Origin of the sequence: Enterobacter sp. LU1 (assembly GCF_008271405.2) — a bacterium.
Taxonomy (GTDB): Bacteria; Pseudomonadota; Gammaproteobacteria; order Enterobacterales; family Enterobacteriaceae; genus Enterobacter; species Enterobacter hormaechei_C.
In genome coordinates this window covers 1,513,696-1,532,004 of record NZ_CP043438.2, presented here as the reverse complement: position 1 = coordinate 1,532,004, position 18,309 = coordinate 1,513,696, and the positions used below count along the sequence as shown (strand labels likewise).

Here is an 18,309-nt window from a genome sequence, read left to right as displayed (position 1 = left end):
CGCTCCTTATACCGTCAGGACTACGCAACTGTCCGCATCCCAGCAGAGGCTCACTTCGTCGCCCCAGGTTGGCTGTCCCTTGCGATACCGGTGTTCGTTCTGTAACTGGGCGCTGAGCATCTGGCCGCTTTTCAGGCGCACATGGTAAATCGACAGATCGCCGAGATAGGCAATGTGCACCACTTCGCCCACGGCAAAGTTATAGCCATCGGCGGGCGGCTCATCGCAAAGCATGATTTTTTCCGGGCGCAGGGCAACGTAAACCGGCACGTTGTCCACCACGGAGTTATCAGAATCAACCTTCAGCGGGTGCACCAGCCCCGGCGATTCAATCACCAGACCGTCGTCCTGGCGTTCCTTCAGTAGCCCTTCGAAGACGTTCACCGAGCCGATGAACTCCGCGCTGTAGCGGGTTGTCGGGTGTTCATAGATCTCTTCCGGCTCGCCGATCTGCACGAACTTACCGCGATTCATGATCGCAATGCGCCCGGCCATGGTCATCGCCTCTTCCTGGTCATGAGTCACCATCACGCAGGTCACCCCCACGCGCTCGAGGATATCCACCACTTCCAGCTGCATCCGGTCGCGCAGCTTTTTATCCAGCGCGCCCATCGGCTCGTCGAGCAGTAATAATTTTGGACGCTTCGCCAGACTTCTTGCCAGCGCCACGCGCTGACGCTGGCCGCCGGAAAGCTGATGCGGCTTACGCTTCGCAAACTCCTGCATATGCACCAGGCTCAGCATCTCTGCCACGCGCGCGGTGATTTCGGCTTTCGGCAGTTTGTCCTGCTTCAGGCCGAAGGCGATGTTCTGCTCAACGGTCATGTGCGGGAACAGGGCATAGGACTGGAACATCATGTTTATGGGCCGCTGGTACGGCGGCACGCTGGAGAGGTCTACCCCATCCAGCACGATCTGCCCGGCGGTAGGCTGTTCAAAGCCTGCCAGCATACGCAGCAGTGTGGATTTGCCGCAGCCCGATGCGCCGAGCAAAGCAAAAATTTCACCTTTGTAGATCGTCAGGCTGACATCGTCCACGGCATGCTGGCCGTCGAAGGATTTGGTGAGGTTACGAATTTCAAGAAGCGGGGTCAGCGCTTTACGGACTTTCGCCTGCGGGCGGGGGATCGCGTCATTCACGGGGTGCTCTCCGGCATAGATCAACACTGGTGCAAACGCACCGTCAGGGTGCGCATCGCCGGGCGGCGCTAACGCTTGCCCGGCCTACGGGATCTGTCGGCCCGGTAAGCGACAGCGCCACCGGGCAACGATATCAAACGCCGTTACTTACCGCTTTTCACCTTGGTCCACGCGCGGGTACGCACACGGTCAATTTTCGGTTCCTGCACTTTCAGGGTGAAGAGCTTGGCAAACACATCGGCTGGCGGATAGATCGCCGGATTATTGCGGATTTCTTCGCTCACCAGCGGCACGGAGGCCTTGTTACCGTTGGCGTAGTAGACATGGTCGCTGATGTGGGCAATCACCTCCGGACGCATCAGGTAGTTGAGGAATTGATACGCTTCCTCTTTATTTTTCGCATCAGCTGGCATCGCGAAGACGTCGAAGAACGCCAGCGCCCCCTCCTTCGGAATGAAGTAGGAAACATTCACGCCGTTTTTGGCCTCTTTCGCGCGGTTCGCCGCCTGCCAGACGTCGCCCGCCCAGCCGATGGCCACGCAGATATCCCCGTTAGCCAGGTCATTGATGTACTGAGAGGAGTGGAAGTAGCGAATATTCGGACGCAGCTTCAGGAGCAGATCGGTCGCCGGACCGGTGTAGTCGTCGGCCTTGCTGCTGTTTGGATCTTTACCGAGATAGTTAAGCACGGTGGCGAAAATCTCTTCCGGCGCATCGAGGAAAGAGACGCCGCAGCTTTTCAGCTTCTCGAGGTTTTCCGGCTTCAGCACCACGTCCCAGCTGTCCAGCTTGACGTCCGGGCCCAGCGCCGCTTTAACTTTATCCACGTTATAGCCAATACCGGTGGTCGCCCACAGGTAAGGCATCGCGTATTTATTCTCCGGATCGTGCTTCGCCACCAGCTTCAACACGTCCGGATCGAGGTTTTTCCAGTTTGGTAATTTGCTCTTGTCCAGCGGCTGGAAGACACCGGCGGTCAGCTGACGCTCCAGGAAGCTTGCCGACGGCACCACCAGATCGAAACCGGTGCTGCCCGCCATCAGTTTGCCTTCCAGCACTTCGTTGGAATCGAATACGTCGTAGACAACCTTAATGCCGGTCTCTTTTTCAAAATTCGCGACGGTGTCCGGCGCAATATAGTCAGACCAGTTATAGACGTGCAGCGTTTTTTGTTCCGCAGCGAGCGTGCCGGCAGAGACGGCCATCAGAGCACCCGCAACCAGACCCGATAACCATTTTTTATTCAAGGCGATCATATTGTTATTCCTTCTGAAAGTTCGTTAACAAACGAACCAAAACTGTGCAGCCTGAAGATATGCAATAATCATGCATAGTTTGTCGCTCTGCCCGAAATAAAATACCCCCCTCTTCCCGGCAGGTTCCGCTCGCTTTTTTAAGCACCGCAAGAATAACTGTAGCCCGTGTCTCCGGCTATAGCCCAGACGAAAAAACGCCTTTTATCAATTTTTTATGCAGATTATGTCTACGTGATAAGCCGAAACGGCCGGAGAGGAGGTGAAAAACTCTTTAAAGAAAGGTTAAAAGCAGCAGAAAAAACGGTGTTATGCAGCCGCTCTGGCAGCGACTGCGCAAAAGTCAGACAGGCTTAGTGGAGAAAATTGGGAGATGCATCATTATTCTCGGCATCATCTTCCGCGCTATACAGCAGGTGATGTGCGTTGGCTTCCATCATTACCATGGAAATTTGCTCTTCGCTCAGGCGCATAAACCAGGCGAACTGCTTGAAGGAGAGCCCCGCGCCGGAGAATAAAGACTGGCAAACCACCAGCTTTGGCAGATTATCATCCTGTATGTCGAGAAACGCTTTCACCGTCAAAGAACTGGCGTTGATCGCTGACAGATCAGACGCCAGCGCCAGCAGCGCAGAAGGCTTTACTTCAGCCAGCGCCGAGAACAGGATCACGTCGTTAATCAGATCGATTTTGGCATCGAAAATGCCATCGAAATTTTGCATGTGAGGCAGATGCAGCGCCTGGCAGGAGTCGCATTCGAAGAAAGTAATACCGGCATCATCGAGCCATTGACGTAACGTATCCAGTGTAGGTACGACCTGTAAATCCATCGCTGTGCAGCCTCTTAAATAAAAACGTTGTCCAGATTACGCAAAAAGTGCGCGCCGATCCATTTAACCGCCCGTTTTCAGGCAAAATCCCGGCGTCGCATGGCGTTCAATCCATGCGATCATTTTACCTGCAATATCGACGCCTGTGGTTTTTTCCACCCCTTCCAGCCCCGGCGAGGCGTTGACTTCCATCACCAGCGGCCCGCGCCCGGCACGCAGCAGATCGACCCCCGCCACGTCCAGGCCCAGCGTCTGCGCTGCTTTCACCGCAATCTCGCGCTCGCGCTCGCTAATAAGGGCCACCCGCGCGATACCGCCGCGGTGCAGGTTAGAGCGGAAGTCGCCCTCTTTTGCCTGCCGCTCTATGGCGGCCACCACCTCATCGCCCACCACAAAGCAGCGGATGTCGCACCCGTTGGCCTCTTTAATATACTCCTGCACCAGAATATGGGCATTCAGACCGCGAAACGCGTCGATCACGCTTTCCGCCGCCTGACGCGTCTCCGCCAGTACCACCCCAATACCCTGCGTACCTTCCACCAGCTTAATAACCAGCGGCGCACCGCCCACCATGTCGATTAAATCGCTGGTGTCGTCCGGGGAGTGGGCAATCCCGGTGACGGGCAGATCGATCCCCTGGCGCGCCAGCAGTTGCAGCGAGCGCAGCTTATCGCGGGCGCGGGAGATCGCCACGGACTCGTTGAGCGGATAGCTTCCCAGCATTTCAAACTGGCGCAGCGCAGCCGTACCGTAATAGGTGATCTGGGAGCCAATGCGGGGAATTACCGCATCAAAATGCGGGAGTTTGCGGCCTTTGTAATGAATCGACGATGCCGCAGGGTCGATGTTCATATAGCAGGACATCGGATCGAGGATCTCAACCTGATGTCCGCGTTTCGCCGCCGCTTCTCGCAGGCGTTTACATGAATAGAGCGTTCCATCCCGGGACAATATGGCAATTTTCACCCTGCACCTCTCTAAAGACATGGTAAAAGCCTGCCTATCATACACGAGGCGCAGGAGGAATGGACTACCGCGTTGCCCAGCCCTGTTTGTGCAGGTAATCAAGAATGAACGGGCGGTTCTCCTTGATGATGGTGCGACGAATATGGTCGCTCCAGGTGTCGCGGCGGTTGTTGCTGTCGCGCGTCAGATAGTAGTTCGCCAGCTCTTCATCGTATTGATGCAGAACGTCCTGGTCGACCGGCTGGTAGTGGTTTTCATGCACCAGCATCGCAGCAGGAATGCGCGGCTTCAGATCCGGGTTATCCGCCGGCCAGCCGAGGCACAGACCAAACAGCGGCAGCACGTGTTTCGGCAGCTTCAGCAGTTCCGTCACGCTTTCGATGTTGTTACGCAGCCCGCCAATATAGACGCCGCCAAGCCCCAGCGATTCCGCCGCCGTGAACGCGTTTTGCGCCATCAGCGCCGTATCCACCACGCCCAGCAGCAGCTGTTCCGCCAGCCCCAGCTCGGCCTCGGGGCAGATTTGCAGATGACGGTTAAAATCGGCGCAGAACACCCAGAACTCAGCCGCCTGGGCAACGTGCTTTTGTCCGCCCGTCAGCGTTACCAGCTGCTCACGCATCGCCGGATCGGTAATGCGGATAATGGAGCTGCACTGCAAAAAGCTGGAGCTGGAGGTGCCTCTTGCACTGTCGATGATCGCCTCCCGCTGCGCCTGGGTAATTGGCTCATCGGTGAAATGGCGAATGGAACGGTGGGAACAAAGCAGGTCAATGGTTGGCGTCATTTTGTCTCTCTTTGTGTTGCGTAAAACGTATGGCAGCCAGTATAGGCAATGATCCACCTGATGTAATTGGCGAAACATAGCCTGACTGTATCAAAGTGACAGGTGAAACCTTCTTTCCATGACGGCAGGTTATCGTGCACTATAGGCGCTATTCGCCGTCAGGCTTGTTTTTGAGGAGAGAGAAATGTTTGCAGTAATTTTTGGTCGTCCAGGATGCCCTTACTGTGTGCGCGCGAAAGAGCTGGCAGAGAAACTGACTGAAGAGCGTGATGATTTCAACTTCCGTTATGTGGATATCCACGCGGAAGGCATCACTAAAGCCGATCTGGAAAAAACCGTGGGTAAACCGGTTGAAACCGTGCCGCAGATCTTCCTCGATCAGAAACACATCGGCGGCTGCACCGATTTTGAGGCCTACGCCAAAGAACACCTGGGCCTGTTTGCGGCTCAGTAATGCGAAGACGCCCTCACCCTGAGGGCGTTTTTATTTACGGTGCTTCCTCTGTTGCAGCAGGCTGCGCGTAAATAAGAAACAGAGCGCGCCCAGCGCACACCAGAAAACGCCACTCAGTAGCCACGCCACTTCCTGCCAGACGCTTCTCGACGAGAGAAACAGCACGCGCATCAGAAGCAGGCAGAGCGGGGCCGCAAGCATTGCCCCAATAAGCGGCATCACCACCTCGCCTTTACGCGAGAGAAAACCGGCGACTACCCCCGGCAGGATGAAGAACAACAGGCCCAGCTCGGGATGACCGGACGCTCTGAAGGCGCCTTTCACGTTAAAAGCGAGCGACATGCAAACGACCGTAAACAGCAAAAAACAGCTGATTACGCCAGCCCAGTTTCGTTTAAAGTTCAAACTATCCTCCTGACTTATCTCTATCAAATACAAAAATCGTCCGGTGGACGCCCAGTCAGATAAAGCAATGCGGCAATCCTTGCCAAAGCACGCACAGAAGTCGTGCGATAATAGGTGGCTGTCGGTAGCTATTACGATTAAACTAACCGACTGCTAGTGTTTAGGGTATTTATCAGGAAGCAGGGAGATGCAAAGTGATTCCCTGACTCTGAAAACAGTAGCCCAAATAGTCCTTTCATTCAACAACTTACTGGTAAACAAGAAGTTAGCCTCCGTGAATATAAACGTCGCAGACTTGTTAAATGGGAATTACATCCTGTTATTATTTGTGGTACTGGCGCTGGGCCTTTGTCTGGGTAAATTACGCCTGGGTTCAGTTCAACTTGGTAATTCCATTGGCGTTTTAGTCGTCTCCCTGTTATTAGGTCAACAACATTTCAGTATTAACACGGACGCGCTTAACTTAGGTTTCATGCTGTTTATTTTTTGCGTAGGCGTGGAAGCTGGTCCGAACTTTTTTTCCATTTTCTTCCGAGACGGCAAAAATTACCTGATGCTGGCGCTGGTGATGGTCGGCAGCGCCCTGCTGATTGCGTTAGGACTGGGCAAACTGTTTGGCTGGGACATCGGCTTAACGGCCGGTATGCTGGCAGGCTCGATGACCTCCACGCCGGTGCTTGTTGGCGCGGGGGATACGCTTCGTCATTCTGGCATGGCAGGCACGCAGCTTTCCTCCGCGCTAGACAACCTGAGTCTGGGCTATGCCCTGACCTATCTGATTGGTCTGGTGAGCCTGATTGTTGGCGCGCGCTATCTGCCAAAACTTCAGCATCAGGATCTCCAGACCAGCGCCCAGACCATCGCCCGCGAGCGCGGCCTGGACACGGACTCCAAACGTAAAGTTTACCTGCCGGTGATCCGCGCCTACCGCGTCGGGCCGGAACTGGTTGCCTGGACCGACGGGAAAAACCTGCGCGAGCTGGGGATCTACCGTCAGACCGGCTGCTACATCGAACGTATCCGTCGTAACGGCATTCTTGCAAACCCGGACGGTGACGCGGTGCTCCAGATGGGCGATGACATCGCCCTTGTTGGCTACCCGGACGCCCACGCGCGTCTCGATCCGAGCTTCCGCAACGGGAAAGAGGTGTTTGACCGCGACCTGCTGGACATGCGTATCGTCACCGAAGAGATTGTGGTGAAAAACCACAACGCCGTGGGCCGCCGTCTGGCACAGCTGAAGTTGACCGACCACGGTTGTTTCCTCAACCGCGTGATCCGCAGCCAGATTGAAATGCCTATCGACGATAACGTGGTGCTCAATAAAGGCGATGTGTTGCAGGTCAGCGGCGATGCCCGACGGGTTAAAACCGTTGCCGACCGTATCGGCTTTATCTCGATCCACAGCCAGGTGACGGACCTGTTAGCCTTCTGCGCCTTCTTCATTGTCGGCCTGATGATCGGGATGATAACCTTCCAGTTCAGCAACTTTAGCTTCGGCATTGGTAACGCAGCCGGTCTGCTGTTCGCCGGGATCATGCTGGGCTTCCTGCGAGCGAACCATCCCACCTTCGGCTATATCCCTCAGGGGGCGCTGAACATGGTGAAAGAGTTCGGTCTGATGGTCTTTATGGCGGGTGTCGGATTAAGCGCCGGGAGCGGCATTGGCAACGGCCTGGGCGCGGTCGGCTGGCAAATGTTGGTTTCCGGACTTATCGTCAGCCTGGTACCGGTGGTGATCTGTTTCCTGTTCGGCGCCTACGTGCTGCGCATGAACCGCGCCCTGCTCTTCGGCGCGATGATGGGCGCGCGCACCTGCGCACCGGCGATGGAGATCATCAGCGACACCGCGCGCAGCAATATCCCGGCGCTGGGCTATGCAGGCACGTACGCAATCGCCAACGTGCTGCTGACGCTGGCGGGTACGCTGATCATCATTATCTGGCCAGGACTCGGATAAATCTCAAGTTTGCGTGTGGCTGAAAAAATTTTCGTTACGCGCAGAACTTTTTACGCAGGGTGCAGTCATAACTAGTGCCACTGCTTTTCTTTGATGTCCCCAATTTGTGGAGCCCATCAACCCCGCCGTTTTGGTTCAAGGTTGATGGGTTTTTTGTTGCCTGAAGAAATACAAATTTAAGATTCAGGATTGTAGGCCGTGTAAGGCGAAGCCGTCACCCGGCAAGCAGGGTAGTCGAATCGACTCCAGGCAAAAGTTTTGGGCCGGTAACATCATGGTGCCCTTCTGCTAATCGCGTGGCATCTGCTCACGGGCAATTCGCCCCACCATCACCCGGATCTCCTCCCGGGTTAACGGCAACCGATCGGTCACAAAATGCAGCGTCATCCCCTCGATAAACGCATCCAGCGCGCGGGCGGTGGCCGGATCAAACCACTGCTCCAGCGTAGCCTGGCTCATCTTCATCCAGTCCTGCATCACCGTTTTCAGCGCGGCGCTGCGGTGCATAAACGCGTATAACTGATACATCAGCGCCATATTGTGTGGCGTGGTCACGGCTGAACTGTGGATCAGCGTGGTAATGGCCTCGCACGCCCTCTCGCGCCCCGTAACCCCCGCGAAGAAATCCCGGTACTGCTGAGACATCTGCTGCGTAAACCACGTGAATGCCTCCTCCAGAAGCGACTCCATCCCGTCGAAATAGTAGGTCATCGACCCCAGCGGCACGCCTGCGCAGGTGGCAATTTTGCGGTGCGTGACGGCATGAATACCGTGCTCAGCAATGGTGTCCAGCGTCGCCTGGAGTATCTTCTCGCGGCGGTTAGGGTCGTTCGGTGGTCTGCTCATAAAATCCTCATCCGGTTTATGTACAAATGTACACAAAGTTGCTAGTGTTGTCGCTATTGTTGTACTTCTGGTGCTGATCCCAATGACGCTAACTTCTCCTCGCAAAGCCCTGCATCTGCGCATGTGGGCGCTGTTTATGTTCTTCTTCATCCCCGGGCTGCTGATGGCTTCCTGGGCAACGCGCACCCCGGCAATCCGCGATACGCTATCCGTTTCGACGGCGGAGATGGGGATCGTGCTGTTTGGCCTGTCGATTGGCTCGATGAGCGGCATCCTCTGCTCGGCCTGGCTGGTGAAGCGCTTTGGCACGCGCGCGGTGATCCGCACCACCATGTGCTGCGCAGTGGTAGGTATGCTCGGTCTGAGCGTGGCGCTGTGGTTCGCCTCGCCGCTGATGTTTGCCCTTGGCCTGATGGTATTTGGCGGCAGCTTTGGTGCGGCGGAAGTGGCCATTAACGTCGAGGGGGCCTCCGTTGAACAGGCGATGAACAAAACGGTGCTGCCGATGATGCATGGCTTTTACAGCCTCGGCACGCTGGCGGGCGCGGGCGTAGGGATGGCGCTGACGGCGCTGGGCATTGCGGCCAATGTGCACATTTTACTCGCGGCGCTGGTCTGCATTATCCCGATCCTCACCGGCATCAGGGCTATTCCCGCAGGCACAGGACAAAATGCCTCGGACGAACAGAAGTCTGCGGCAAAAGGGTTGCCCTTCTATCGCGATTTCCAGCTGATGCTGATTGGTGTGGTGGTACTGGCGATGGCGTTTGCTGAAGGCTCCGCCAACGACTGGCTACCGTTGCTGATGGTGGACGGGCACGGATTTAGCCCCACCTCCGGCTCGCTGATTTACGCCGGGTTTACGCTCGGCATGACCGTCGGACGCTTTACCGGGGGCTGGTTTATCGACCGTTACAGCCGCGTGGCTGTCGTCCGTGCCAGCGCCCTGCTGGGTGGGCTGGGCATCGCGATGATTATCTTTGTGGATGTGGACTGGATTGCCGGCGTGTCGGTGATCCTGTGGGGACTGGGCGCCTCCCTTGGCTTCCCGCTGACCATTTCCGCTGCCAGCGATACCGGCCCCGACGCGCCGACGCGCGTGAGCGTCGTGGCGACCACGGGCTACCTCGCTTTCCTGGTGGGCCCGCCGCTGCTTGGATTCCTCGGTGAGCACTACGGGTTACGCAGCGCGATGCTGGTGGTATTAGGGTTAGTCATTATTGCCGCCCTGGTGGCGCGAGCGGTGGCAAAACCGGAAGCAGAAACAACGTCAATGGAGAAGGGATATGAGCGTTAAACTGATTGCAGTCGACATGGATGGCTCCTTCCTGAGCGATGCGAAAACCTATAACCGCGCGCGTTTTCTGGCGCAGTACGCGCGCATGAAAGCGCAAGGCATCCGTTTTGTGGTCGCCAGCGGAAACCAGTACTACCAGCTGACCTCATTTTTCCCGGAGATCGCCCATGAAATTGCCTTCGTCGCCGAAAACGGCGGCTGGGTGGTAGATGCGGGCGAAGACGTGTTTAACGGCGAACTGTCGAAAGAGCATTTTCTGACCGTCGCCACCCTGTTAAACGACGTGCCCGGCATTGAGATAATTGCCTGCGGAAAAAACAGCGCCTACACGCTGAAAACGTATAACGACCTCTTCAAAGAGATTGCTGCGAAATACTATCACCGCCTTGAAAGCGTCAGCAGCTTTGACAACCTCAACGATATTTTCTTCAAATTCGGGCTAAACGTCTCTGACGACGAAATTCCGCGCATTCAGGCGCTGCTGCATGAGAAGCTTGGCGACATCATGGTGCCGGTGACCACGGGACACGGCAGTATCGACCTGATTATCCCCGGCGTACACAAAGCTAACGGCCTGCGGATCCTGCAAGCGCGCTGGGGCATTGAGGACAGTGAAGTGGTGGCCTTTGGCGACAGCGGTAACGACGTGGAGATGCTGCGACAGGCTGGGTTTGGCTTCGCGATGGCCAATGCCAGACCGCATATTAAAGCGGTGGCCCGCTATGAAGCGCCGAACAATAATGACGAAGGGGTGCTGGACGTAATTGATAGGGTGCTGGATGGGAGGGCGCCGTTTAATTGATTCCGTGCGCTCTGGTGCCCTCACCCTAACCCTCTCCCACAGGGAGAGGGGACTGTCCCGAGCTCGCCCACGGGGGAGAGGGAATAAGAATTACGGTTGCAGGGCGTTTCCGACGCGTTTGTCTTTCAGGAATACCACCATCAGGGCAATCCACAGCACGCCGTTGGCGAGGTTAAACAGGCTGAACAGTCCGTTACCGCCGAAAGCATAGGCATGCTTGCTCACCTCAATACCGACGGTGAAAATCAGCATTTGCAGCATCCCCATCGCGGCAGACACCGTGCCTTTACTCATTTCACTGGCGAACAGCGTCAGGCGCACCAGGCCAGCATTCGCCACGCCAATACCAAACGCATAAACGCTCAGCCCCGCCGTCATCCACAGGTACGCATGGGACGAGACTACGGTCGCCACCGCCGCGATAATCAGCCCTGCCGCTATGGGCCAGCCACCCATAATAATCAGCGAACGCACGGTACGGCGCGACGTCAGACGCGCCAGCACCAGGTTACCGATAATCAGCGCGCCAAAAATCGGCACCTGTAACAGGCCATACTCATAGCTGCTAAGCTGTTCGCCGCTGATGATAATGACCGGCGACTGGGCAATCCACGCCAGCAGCGGCAGGCTGACAAAGCCCGTCGCCAGCGCGCCCGCGACAAAACGGCCGTTTTTCAGCACCGCCTTATAGTCACGCCCCAGCTCTTTAAGCGAGAGCTTTTCGCCCAGGCGGGTGGCGGTCTCCGGCATCGCACGGTGCAGCCCAAAGAAAGAGATGGCCGCAAGCGCGGCAAAGAGGACGAACATCCCTTCCCACGGCGCAACGTGGACCCATGCGGCTCCCACCAGCGGCCCCAGAAGCGGCGCAATCAGCGCCACGTTCGCCATCAGCGCGGTTATTTTGATACATACCGCCTCCTCAAACGACTCCTGAATAGCGGCGTAGCCCACGGCGCCAATAAAGCACAGGCTCACGCCCTGAAGGAAACGCAGCAGCGTGAATTGCTCAATGTTCTGCGCCAGCAGCGTGGCGAGACAGGTGACGATAAACCACACCACGCCCGTCAGCATCACCGGGCGGCGGCCAATACGATCCGACAGCGGCCCTAAAAGCCACTGTAAAAACATGCCGCCCGCCAGATAGGCGGTCATGGATGTAGGTACCCACTCAATACCTGCGTTGTACTGCTCAACCACAGCCAGCATGCCTGGCTGGATCATGTCGTTGCCGATGTAGGTAGAGAATTCGTAAAGCACCAGACACAGAGGAAAAAGTAACGCCTGACGACCCAGACGATTACCGGAAGAAGAACGGTTTATCATGCAATCTCTTTAGTATGAAAAAATCGCGATGAGTGTAATGAATTGCCGCTGTCTGAGATAGCATAATCACGTGAAAACACAGAAATAAGGCACTTATCGTTGTTGTTTAAGGTTTCCTTAAGTTGCCCTCCCTATGATAGTGCTATTTCACGTTATTGACCGAAACTATGACACACGCCGTCAGCCCTTCAGAATTATCTAAGTTACCGACAAATAAGACAAAAAGCCTTTACCGTTTTTCTGCCCGCTTTTATGGTTATCAGCTTTTCGGGCTGATCGTCCTTGCGCTGCTTTTTACCTGGCTTTCGCGCGATGAATCGCTTGACCGATGGATAACCGGCTTCTGGTATGACGCGGCGACGCACCATTTCCCGCTACAGCAAAACCCGCTGCTGGATCTGCTGAACCATCGGCTGGCGAAATATGTGACCATTGCGCTGGCTGCCGCATCGCTGATTTACGGCGCTTACAAACGCAATGCCCGGCTGGTGACGGCCGCGCTTCTGATGGGGCTGGGGGCGCTGGTAGTTGGGGTGCTGAAAAGCATAAGCCACCACAGCTGTCCGTGGGATCTGGTGGAGTATGGCGGCAAAGCCGTCTCGTATCCCCTGTTCAGCGCCGTTCCGGCAGACAGCGGACCGGGACGCTGCTTTCCCGGCGGCCACGCCTCAAGCGGGTTTATGGTGATGGGGTTGTTTTTTGCCTTCTGGCGTGAACGTCCGCGCCTGGCATGGTCCTTTGTCGCGTTAGGCGTTGTTATGGGGCTGCTGATGGGATTCGGCCAGGTCATGCGCGGCGCGCATTTTTTCTCTCACAACCTGTGGGCCGGGTGGTGGGTCTGGTTTTCCCAGGTGCTGGTTTACGGGCTGGTTTCCACCTGGTTTGCTAAAGAGTAACGAGATTATGTTAGAAAATCTGAACTACGAACTGTTTTACCTGCTCAACGCCACGCCAGCATCACCGGAATGGATGATCGATCTCGCCACCTTCATTGCGAAAGATGTGATCAGCATTGTACCGGCGCTGGCGGTGATCCTCTGGTTATGGGGACCTCGTACACAGGTCACCGCCCAGCGCCATCTGGTGATCAAAATGGCGATGGCGATCGGCGTGAGCGTGCTGGCAAGCTACGTGCTGGGCCACGCCTTCCCGCACGATCGTCCGTTTGTCGATCGCGTCGGCTACAACTTCCTGCACCATGCGCCGGATGACTCGTTCCCGAGCGATCACGGCACGGTGATCTTCACCTTTGCGCTGGCCTTCCTGTTCTGGCATCGCCTGTGGTCTGGCATGGTGCTGATGGGGGTGGCGGTCGCCATCGCCTGGTCCCGCGTCTACCTGGGCGTGCACTGGCCGCTGGATATGGTCGGCGGTTTCCTGGTGGGGCTGATGGGCTGCGTCAGCGCAGCCATCCTGTGGAGCCTCTTTGGTCCGGCGCTTTATCGTGGATTATCACAGGCCTATCGCGTTCTGTTTGCCCTTCCGATCCGCAAAGGCTGGATACGTGACTAACCCCGGTCCGTCAGGTTACACTTGAGCCCCCGCCCTGCGGGGGCTCACTTTTTTAGCCCGAGGATCTATGGAAACACGTCGCGATGACCGCATTGCTCAGCTACTTCAGGCGCTGAAGCGCAGCGATAAGCTGCATCTTAAGGAAGCCGCTACCCTGCTTGGCGTGTCTGAAATGACCATTCGTCGCGATCTGAACAGCGACAGCGCCCCCGTTGTGCTGCTTGGCGGGTATATTGTTCTGGAGCCGCGTAGCGCCAGCCATTATCTGTTAAGCGATCAAAAAACACGCCTGGTGGAAGAGAAGCGCAAAGCCGCGCGGCTCGCCGCCTCGCTGGTGCAGCCGCATCAAACGCTGTTTTTTGACTGCGGTACGACAACCCCGTGGATCATCGAGGCCATCGACAGCACCGTTCCCTTTACCGCCGTCTGTTATTCGCTAAACACCTTCCTGGCCTTGCAGGAGAAACCGGCGTGCCGGGTGATTTTGTGCGGCGGCGAGTTTCATGCCAGCAACGCCATCTTCAAACCGCTGAATATTCAGGACACGCTGAGCAATGTATGTCCGGATATCGCCTTTTACTCTGCGGCGGGTGTGAATGTGAAACAGGGGGCAACCTGTTTTAATCTTGAAGAGTTACCGGTGAAACAGTGGGCGCTCAACGCCGCACAGCAGCATGTGCTGGTGGTTGATCACAGTAAATTTGGCAAGGTTCGTCCGGCAAGGATGGGGGAACTGTCGCGCTTTGACGCCATCGTCAGTGATTGCCGCCCGGATGACGAGCTGGTGTCGTATGCAAAGGCGCAGCAGGTGAAGTTGATGTATTGAGGTTGTGCCGGGTGGCGGCTTCGCCTTACCCGGCCTACAACGGCTCAAACGAAGGCCGGGTAAGCGCAGCGCCACCCGGCAAAAACCTAGCTAAACCAGCTGCCAAACCAGCCGTGGAACTTCATTAATACAAAGTCCCACATCCGGCTGAAGAAGCCGCCCTCTTCCACCGCTTCCATCACCACCAGCGGACGCTGCTCAATGGATTTGCCGTTAAGCTGGAAATCTATCGTCCCGACCACCTGGCCTTTTTTCAACGGCGCGGTCAGCTGTGGCTCGGTCAGGGTATAGCTGGCTTTCAGGTTTTTCAGCTGACCGCGTGGAATGGTGACGGAACCCGCTTCACCTGCCCCCAGGTTCACTTCACTTTTATCCCCAAACCAGACGCGCTGGCTGACGAAGGTGGCGTCCGGCTTAATCGGCGTGACGGTTTCAAAGAAGCGGAAACCCCAGGTCAGCAGTTTTTCGGATTCATTAAAACGAATGCGGTCGGTTTTCGTCCCCAGCACCACCGAGATCAGGCGCATGTCGCCCTGCGTCGCAGAAGCCACCAGGTTGTATCCGGCCCCGGCGGTCGTCCCCGTTTTCATGCCGTCCACGTTAACGTTACTGCTCCAGAGCAGACGATTACGGTTAGGCTGGCGGATATTGTTGAAGGTAAACTCTTTCTCTTTATGGATGGCGTACTCATCCGGCACGTCATGGATCAGCGCTTTGCCCAGCAGCGCCATATCGCGCGCGGTACTGAACTGACCGGGCGCATCCAGGCCGTGAACGGTTTTAAAGGTGGTGTTGGTCAGACCCAGTTTTTGCGCGTAGCCATTCATCAACCCAATGAATGAGTCCTGACTGCCTGCGACGTAATCGGCCAGCGCAATACAGGCATCATTTCCCGACTGAATAATGACCCCTTTATTCAGATCGGAAACGGAGACCTGATCGCCGGGCTTCAGGAACATGACGGACGAGCCGCGCAGCGCCGGGTTACCCGTCGCCCAGGCATCTTTGCCGACGGTGACCATGTCATCCAGCTTGATCTTGCCCGCTTTCAACGCCTGGCCCACAACATAGCTGGTCATAATTTTCGTCAGGCTCGCCGGGTCGAGTTTTTCGTCGGCGTTACCTTCCGCCAGCACTTTCCCGCTGGCGTAATCCATCAGGATCCAGGCGCGCGCATCGACAGGCGGCGCTTCGGGCGCCGTCTGTTCCGCCGCATGGAGCGTTGGGGCAAAAAGGAAAAGCAGCGCCGAGCCTGCCGCCAGGCTGCGCAGAGAAGAAGTTTTTTGCGTCATAAATGCCACCCGAGTGTCCATTCTAAAAATCACGTCACAATCACCGTGTCGCAAGAAGCGATGAGTAATAGCGCACTACAGCGTTCAAAGAAACCTGTTCCAGGTAAAGTTTTTAAAGTTTATGCAATAACATTCAGATACGCTTTGATTGCGGCGTTTTTTTTAGCATCTGTTGCGTAATTGTTAGGTTTATCTCACCATGGCGAAAAGCTGACTCGGATTCACATCTCATCGGGAGTAAATATGATTACGCTGTGGGGCAGGAACAATTCGACTAACGTGAAGAAAGTGCTCTGGACGCTGGAGGAGCTGGATTTACCGTTCAACCAAATCATGGCTGGCATGGCGTTCGGGGTGAATAAAGACGCCGACTATCTGGCGATGAACCCAAACGGACTGGTGCCGTTGCTGCGCGATGACGAGACAGACGCCACGCTGTGGGAGTCCAACACCATCGTGCGTTATCTCGCCGCGCAGTACGGCCAGGGTCGGCTGTGGGTTGAAAATCCAGCCCGCCGCGCGCAGGGCGAAAAATGGATGGACTGGGCAAACCAGACGCTTTCCCCCACGCACCGGGTGATCCTGATGGGGCTTGTCCGCACGCCGGAAGCCGAACGTGATTATCCCGCCATTCATGCCGCCCAGGACGCCTGCGAATCCCTGTTCGCGATGATGGACGACGAACTGGCGAAGCACGCCTGGTTCTCCGGCGACACCTTCGGCGTGGGCGATATCGCCGTCGCCCCCTTCGTCTGGAACCTCACTAACATGGGTCTTAGCTGGAGCCCGCGCCCTCACCTGGAGCGCTGGATCCAGCAGCTTAGCGAGCGCCCGGCGTATCGCAACGTGGTGATGATCCCGGTGACCTGATTACGACCTGGACGGGCTGACTTTCAGCAGTTGCCCGTCCGTCTCGTCAGTCAGCACGTACAGATAGCCATCCGGCCCGACGCGCACATCGCGAATACGCTGATCTTTATCGCCCAGAATGCGTCCGTCCTCCGTCACGCTATTGCCCTTCACGCTCAGCACGATGACGTCTTTCTCCTTCAGCGCGCCGATAAACAGCTTGTTTTTCCACTGCGGGAAGACGTCGCTGTTGTAGAACGCCATGCCGCTGACGGCGGGCGATACTTTCCAGACAAACAGCGGCTTTTCGGTGCCCTCAACGTGCTCGCCTTTCGCTTCCGGGATTTTCAGGCCGCTGTAATTGATCCCGTGCGTCGCCAGGGGCCAGCCGTAGTTTTTGCCCTTCTCAGGAATGTTAATCTCATCCCCACCGCGTGGTCCGTGTTCGTTGAGCCACAGCGTGTCGCTCCACGGATTCATCGCCATCCCCTGCGGGTTGCGAATGCCATAGGACCAGATTTCCGGGCGCGCACCGGCGGTGTTCACAAACGGATTATCCGGCGGCACTTTTCCGTCCTCCGTCAGGCGCACCACCTTGCCCTGAAGCTTGTCCAGCTCCTGCGCCGTCGGGCGCTGGTTGTTTTCACCCAGGCCAATAAAGAGATAGCCTTTGCCGTCGAACACCAGCCGTCCGCCAAAGTGGTTGCCGGTAGAGAGCTTCGGCATCTGTCGGAACACCACCTGGAAGCCCTCAATGCGCGAAAGGTCATCGCTCAACCGCCCGTAGCCCACCGCGGTACCCGCTTTGCCATCATTACCTGCCTCGGCGAAGCTGAGCCAGACCCGCCGTGACTGTGCAAAATCCGGGGCCAGCGCGACGTCCAGCAGTCCGCCCTGGCCGCTCGCCCACACTTTCGGCACGCCGACAATCGGATCGGAGAGCCCTTTTCCAGCCTGCCAGTGCTTAAGCTGCCCGTCTTTGAGCGTGATGAGCAGCCCCTTGTTATCTGGCAGAAACGCCAGCGACCAGGGGTGATCCAGTTTTGTCTGTAGCACGTCGACCTTAACCGTCTCAGGCGCTGCAAGCAGTGAAAGCGGGAATAACAAGACTGGAAGGAAAATCAGCGAGGATCGAGGCATAACGCACTCCTTTATCGACATATGGCTTAAAGATTAGCCACTGTTCCCGGGTGCGTTACCACTTTTACAAAAGCTTAATCAGAAGGGGGAGTCGCCTCCCCCGGGTTCAGTGCCGGGCAAGCGTTTCCGGCTTGTTCAGACACATGATGCAAAGCGCGAGCGTGGTCAGGCAGTTTTCAAGCTTCTCCGCGTTAACGGCAATAAAATTCGGGCAGTCGTGACGTCCGTTCATCAAACAGACCCCGGCGATGGAGAGCACCTCGGCGGCGCGGCGCAGCGCCACTAATTCGCTTTCAGCGTAGTGCGCTTTCAGGATGGGTGCTTTTTCACGCATGAAATTGCAAAGTTCAAAGAAGTTATCACGCAGATTTTCGCTTTCGCTGACTGACATATACCCTTTCGCCTTGCGGAGTTGCAGATATGCGGCCAGGTCGATTCGGGCGTTGATCAGCTTGTTAAGCAGATCGCGTTTCAGTCTGTCAACGGACATGCTACTTCCTCCCCTGTCAGCCATGTTACCTTATTAAGGATAAGGTCATTTTTTGTACAATGTAATGCCTGAGATCAATAAACGATAACTGATTAACATTCTTTACAATGTTACAACGATTGCCCGCCTCAACTGCG

Annotated in this window: 19 protein-coding genes; 8 read left to right on the top strand and 11 right to left on the bottom strand. The window is 56.3% G+C overall.

Annotated features, from left to right (window positions below; translation table 11 throughout):
* Positions 1-6 precede the first annotated feature (6 nt).
* From potG to nfsA, 5 genes are all read right to left on the bottom strand, one after another.
* Complete coding sequence (potG, locus tag FZF21_RS07325; protein WP_017693732.1) at positions 7-1,140, bottom strand: putrescine ABC transporter ATP-binding subunit PotG; 1,134 nt, start codon at positions 1,138-1,140, stop codon at positions 7-9.
* Between the two features lie 143 nt (positions 1,141-1,283).
* Positions 1,284-2,396, bottom strand: a complete 1,113-nt coding sequence (gene potF, locus FZF21_RS07320) for a spermidine/putrescine ABC transporter substrate-binding protein PotF (protein WP_015571013.1) — start codon at positions 2,394-2,396, stop codon at positions 1,284-1,286.
* A gap of 350 nt (positions 2,397-2,746) precedes the next feature.
* Positions 2,747-3,223, bottom strand: a complete 477-nt coding sequence (locus tag FZF21_RS07315; protein ID WP_003858385.1) for a YbjN domain-containing protein — start codon at positions 3,221-3,223, stop codon at positions 2,747-2,749.
* A 63-nt stretch (positions 3,224-3,286) separates the two neighbouring features.
* The gene (rimK, locus tag FZF21_RS07310) at positions 3,287-4,189 is read right to left on the bottom strand and encodes a 30S ribosomal protein S6--L-glutamate ligase (RefSeq protein WP_017384877.1); all 903 of its coding nucleotides are present in this window, start codon (positions 4,187-4,189) and stop codon (positions 3,287-3,289) included.
* A gap of 64 nt (positions 4,190-4,253) precedes the next feature.
* A complete protein-coding gene (gene nfsA / locus FZF21_RS07305; RefSeq protein ID WP_045327987.1) occupies positions 4,254-4,976 on the bottom strand; it encodes a nitroreductase NfsA in 723 nt (240 codons plus the stop codon).
* 184 nt (positions 4,977-5,160) lie between these two features.
* Between nfsA and FZF21_RS07300 the strand changes: the two genes are divergently transcribed.
* Entirely contained in the window at positions 5,161-5,430 is a 270-nt protein-coding gene (locus FZF21_RS07300; protein ID WP_006809455.1) for a GrxA family glutaredoxin, read from the top strand.
* A gap of 30 nt (positions 5,431-5,460) precedes the next feature.
* Here the strand turns inward: FZF21_RS07300 and FZF21_RS07295 are convergent, their stop codons facing one another.
* On the bottom strand, positions 5,461-5,835 hold the full coding sequence (locus FZF21_RS07295; RefSeq protein ID WP_017384878.1) for an inner membrane protein YbjM: 375 nt from the start codon (positions 5,833-5,835) through the stop codon (positions 5,461-5,463).
* A gap of 274 nt (positions 5,836-6,109) precedes the next feature.
* On the opposite strand from FZF21_RS07295, the gene FZF21_RS07290 reads away from it, so the two are divergent.
* A complete protein-coding gene (locus FZF21_RS07290; RefSeq protein ID WP_026080732.1) occupies positions 6,110-7,795 on the top strand; it encodes an aspartate:alanine antiporter in 1,686 nt (561 codons plus the stop codon).
* Between the two features lie 288 nt (positions 7,796-8,083).
* Here FZF21_RS07290 and FZF21_RS07285 read toward each other — a convergent pair whose 3' ends face one another.
* A complete protein-coding gene (locus FZF21_RS07285) occupies positions 8,084-8,641 on the bottom strand; it encodes a TetR family transcriptional regulator (protein ID WP_063946121.1) in 558 nt (185 codons plus the stop codon).
* A gap of 82 nt (positions 8,642-8,723) precedes the next feature.
* Between FZF21_RS07285 and FZF21_RS07280 the strand changes: the two genes are divergently transcribed.
* Together FZF21_RS07280 and FZF21_RS07275 are read left to right on the top strand one after the other, a co-directional pair.
* Positions 8,724-9,938: an MFS transporter gene (locus tag FZF21_RS07280; protein WP_040117426.1), complete on the top strand. Its 1,215-nt coding sequence runs from the start codon at positions 8,724-8,726 to the stop codon at positions 9,936-9,938.
* Positions 9,928-10,740: a Cof-type HAD-IIB family hydrolase gene (locus FZF21_RS07275; protein ID WP_047737781.1), complete on the top strand. Its 813-nt coding sequence runs from the start codon at positions 9,928-9,930 to the stop codon at positions 10,738-10,740. The genes FZF21_RS07280 and FZF21_RS07275 overlap by 11 nt, the downstream gene beginning before the upstream one ends.
* A gap of 90 nt (positions 10,741-10,830) precedes the next feature.
* On the opposite strand, the gene FZF21_RS07270 is transcribed toward FZF21_RS07275, so the two are convergent.
* The gene (locus tag FZF21_RS07270) at positions 10,831-12,063 is read right to left on the bottom strand and encodes an MFS transporter (RefSeq protein ID WP_017693739.1); all 1,233 of its coding nucleotides are present in this window, start codon (positions 12,061-12,063) and stop codon (positions 10,831-10,833) included.
* 167 nt (positions 12,064-12,230) lie between these two features.
* Between FZF21_RS07270 and FZF21_RS07265 the strand changes: the two genes are divergently transcribed.
* The 3 genes from FZF21_RS07265 to deoR all read left to right on the top strand — a co-directional run bounded on the left by FZF21_RS07265 (position 12,231) and on the right by deoR (position 14,401).
* Positions 12,231-12,959, top strand: coding sequence for a phosphatase PAP2 family protein (locus FZF21_RS07265; RefSeq protein WP_032653080.1), 729 nt, complete (start codon positions 12,231-12,233; stop codon positions 12,957-12,959).
* A gap of 7 nt (positions 12,960-12,966) precedes the next feature.
* The gene (gene ybjG, locus FZF21_RS07260; protein WP_015571025.1) at positions 12,967-13,575 is read left to right on the top strand and encodes an undecaprenyl-diphosphate phosphatase; all 609 of its coding nucleotides are present in this window, start codon (positions 12,967-12,969) and stop codon (positions 13,573-13,575) included.
* A gap of 67 nt (positions 13,576-13,642) precedes the next feature.
* Positions 13,643-14,401 carry a DNA-binding transcriptional repressor DeoR gene (gene deoR, locus FZF21_RS07255; RefSeq protein ID WP_017384886.1) on the top strand — a complete coding sequence of 253 codons (759 nt, stop codon included), beginning with the start codon at positions 13,643-13,645 and terminating at the stop codon, positions 14,399-14,401.
* Between the two features lie 86 nt (positions 14,402-14,487).
* Here deoR and dacC read toward each other — a convergent pair whose 3' ends face one another.
* Positions 14,488-15,693 (bottom strand): serine-type D-Ala-D-Ala carboxypeptidase, encoded by a 1,206-nt coding sequence (dacC, locus tag FZF21_RS07250; RefSeq protein WP_023296184.1) that lies wholly within the window; start codon positions 15,691-15,693, stop codon positions 14,488-14,490.
* A 243-nt stretch (positions 15,694-15,936) separates the two neighbouring features.
* On the opposite strand from dacC, the gene FZF21_RS07245 reads away from it, so the two are divergent.
* Positions 15,937-16,563, top strand: coding sequence for a glutathione S-transferase family protein (locus FZF21_RS07245; RefSeq protein ID WP_017384888.1), 627 nt, complete (start codon positions 15,937-15,939; stop codon positions 16,561-16,563).
* On the opposite strand, the gene FZF21_RS07240 is transcribed toward FZF21_RS07245, so the two are convergent.
* On the bottom strand, positions 16,564-17,682 hold the full coding sequence (locus FZF21_RS07240) for a PQQ-dependent sugar dehydrogenase (RefSeq protein ID WP_017384889.1): 1,119 nt from the start codon (positions 17,680-17,682) through the stop codon (positions 16,564-16,566).
* A gap of 106 nt (positions 17,683-17,788) precedes the next feature.
* On the bottom strand, positions 17,789-18,172 hold the full coding sequence (gene bssR / locus FZF21_RS07235; protein ID WP_003858412.1) for a biofilm formation regulator BssR: 384 nt from the start codon (positions 18,170-18,172) through the stop codon (positions 17,789-17,791).
* Positions 18,173-18,309: the final 137 nt, after the last annotated feature.

What these genes read in the sequence shown, in the direction of transcription:
- potF (WP_015571013.1), bottom strand. Translation starts at nt 2,396, where the DNA reads ATGATCGCCTTGAATAAAAAATGGTTATCGGGTCTGGTTGCGGGTGCT.
- FZF21_RS07315 (WP_003858385.1), bottom strand. Translation starts at nt 3,223, where the DNA reads ATGGATTTACAGGTCGTACCTACACTGGATACGTTACGTCAATGGCTC.
- nfsA (WP_045327987.1), bottom strand. Translation starts at nt 4,976, where the DNA reads ATGACGCCAACCATTGACCTGCTTTGTTCCCACCGTTCCATTCGCCAT.
- FZF21_RS07300 (WP_006809455.1), top strand. Translation starts at nt 5,161, where the DNA reads ATGTTTGCAGTAATTTTTGGTCGTCCAGGATGCCCTTACTGTGTGCGC.
- FZF21_RS07285 (WP_063946121.1), bottom strand. Translation starts at nt 8,641, where the DNA reads ATGAGCAGACCACCGAACGACCCTAACCGCCGCGAGAAGATACTCCAG.
- FZF21_RS07280 (WP_040117426.1), top strand. Translation starts at nt 8,724, where the DNA reads ATGACGCTAACTTCTCCTCGCAAAGCCCTGCATCTGCGCATGTGGGCG.
- FZF21_RS07275 (WP_047737781.1), top strand. Translation starts at nt 9,928, where the DNA reads ATGAGCGTTAAACTGATTGCAGTCGACATGGATGGCTCCTTCCTGAGC.
- FZF21_RS07270 (WP_017693739.1), bottom strand. Translation starts at nt 12,063, where the DNA reads ATGATAAACCGTTCTTCTTCCGGTAATCGTCTGGGTCGTCAGGCGTTA.
- FZF21_RS07265 (WP_032653080.1), top strand. Translation starts at nt 12,231, where the DNA reads ATGACACACGCCGTCAGCCCTTCAGAATTATCTAAGTTACCGACAAAT.
- ybjG (WP_015571025.1), top strand. Translation starts at nt 12,967, where the DNA reads ATGTTAGAAAATCTGAACTACGAACTGTTTTACCTGCTCAACGCCACG.
- deoR (WP_017384886.1), top strand. Translation starts at nt 13,643, where the DNA reads ATGGAAACACGTCGCGATGACCGCATTGCTCAGCTACTTCAGGCGCTG.
- dacC (WP_023296184.1), bottom strand. Translation starts at nt 15,693, where the DNA reads ATGACGCAAAAAACTTCTTCTCTGCGCAGCCTGGCGGCAGGCTCGGCG.
- FZF21_RS07245 (WP_017384888.1), top strand. Translation starts at nt 15,937, where the DNA reads ATGATTACGCTGTGGGGCAGGAACAATTCGACTAACGTGAAGAAAGTG.
- FZF21_RS07240 (WP_017384889.1), bottom strand. Translation starts at nt 17,682, where the DNA reads ATGCCTCGATCCTCGCTGATTTTCCTTCCAGTCTTGTTATTCCCGCTT.
- bssR (WP_003858412.1), bottom strand. Translation starts at nt 18,172, where the DNA reads ATGTCCGTTGACAGACTGAAACGCGATCTGCTTAACAAGCTGATCAAC.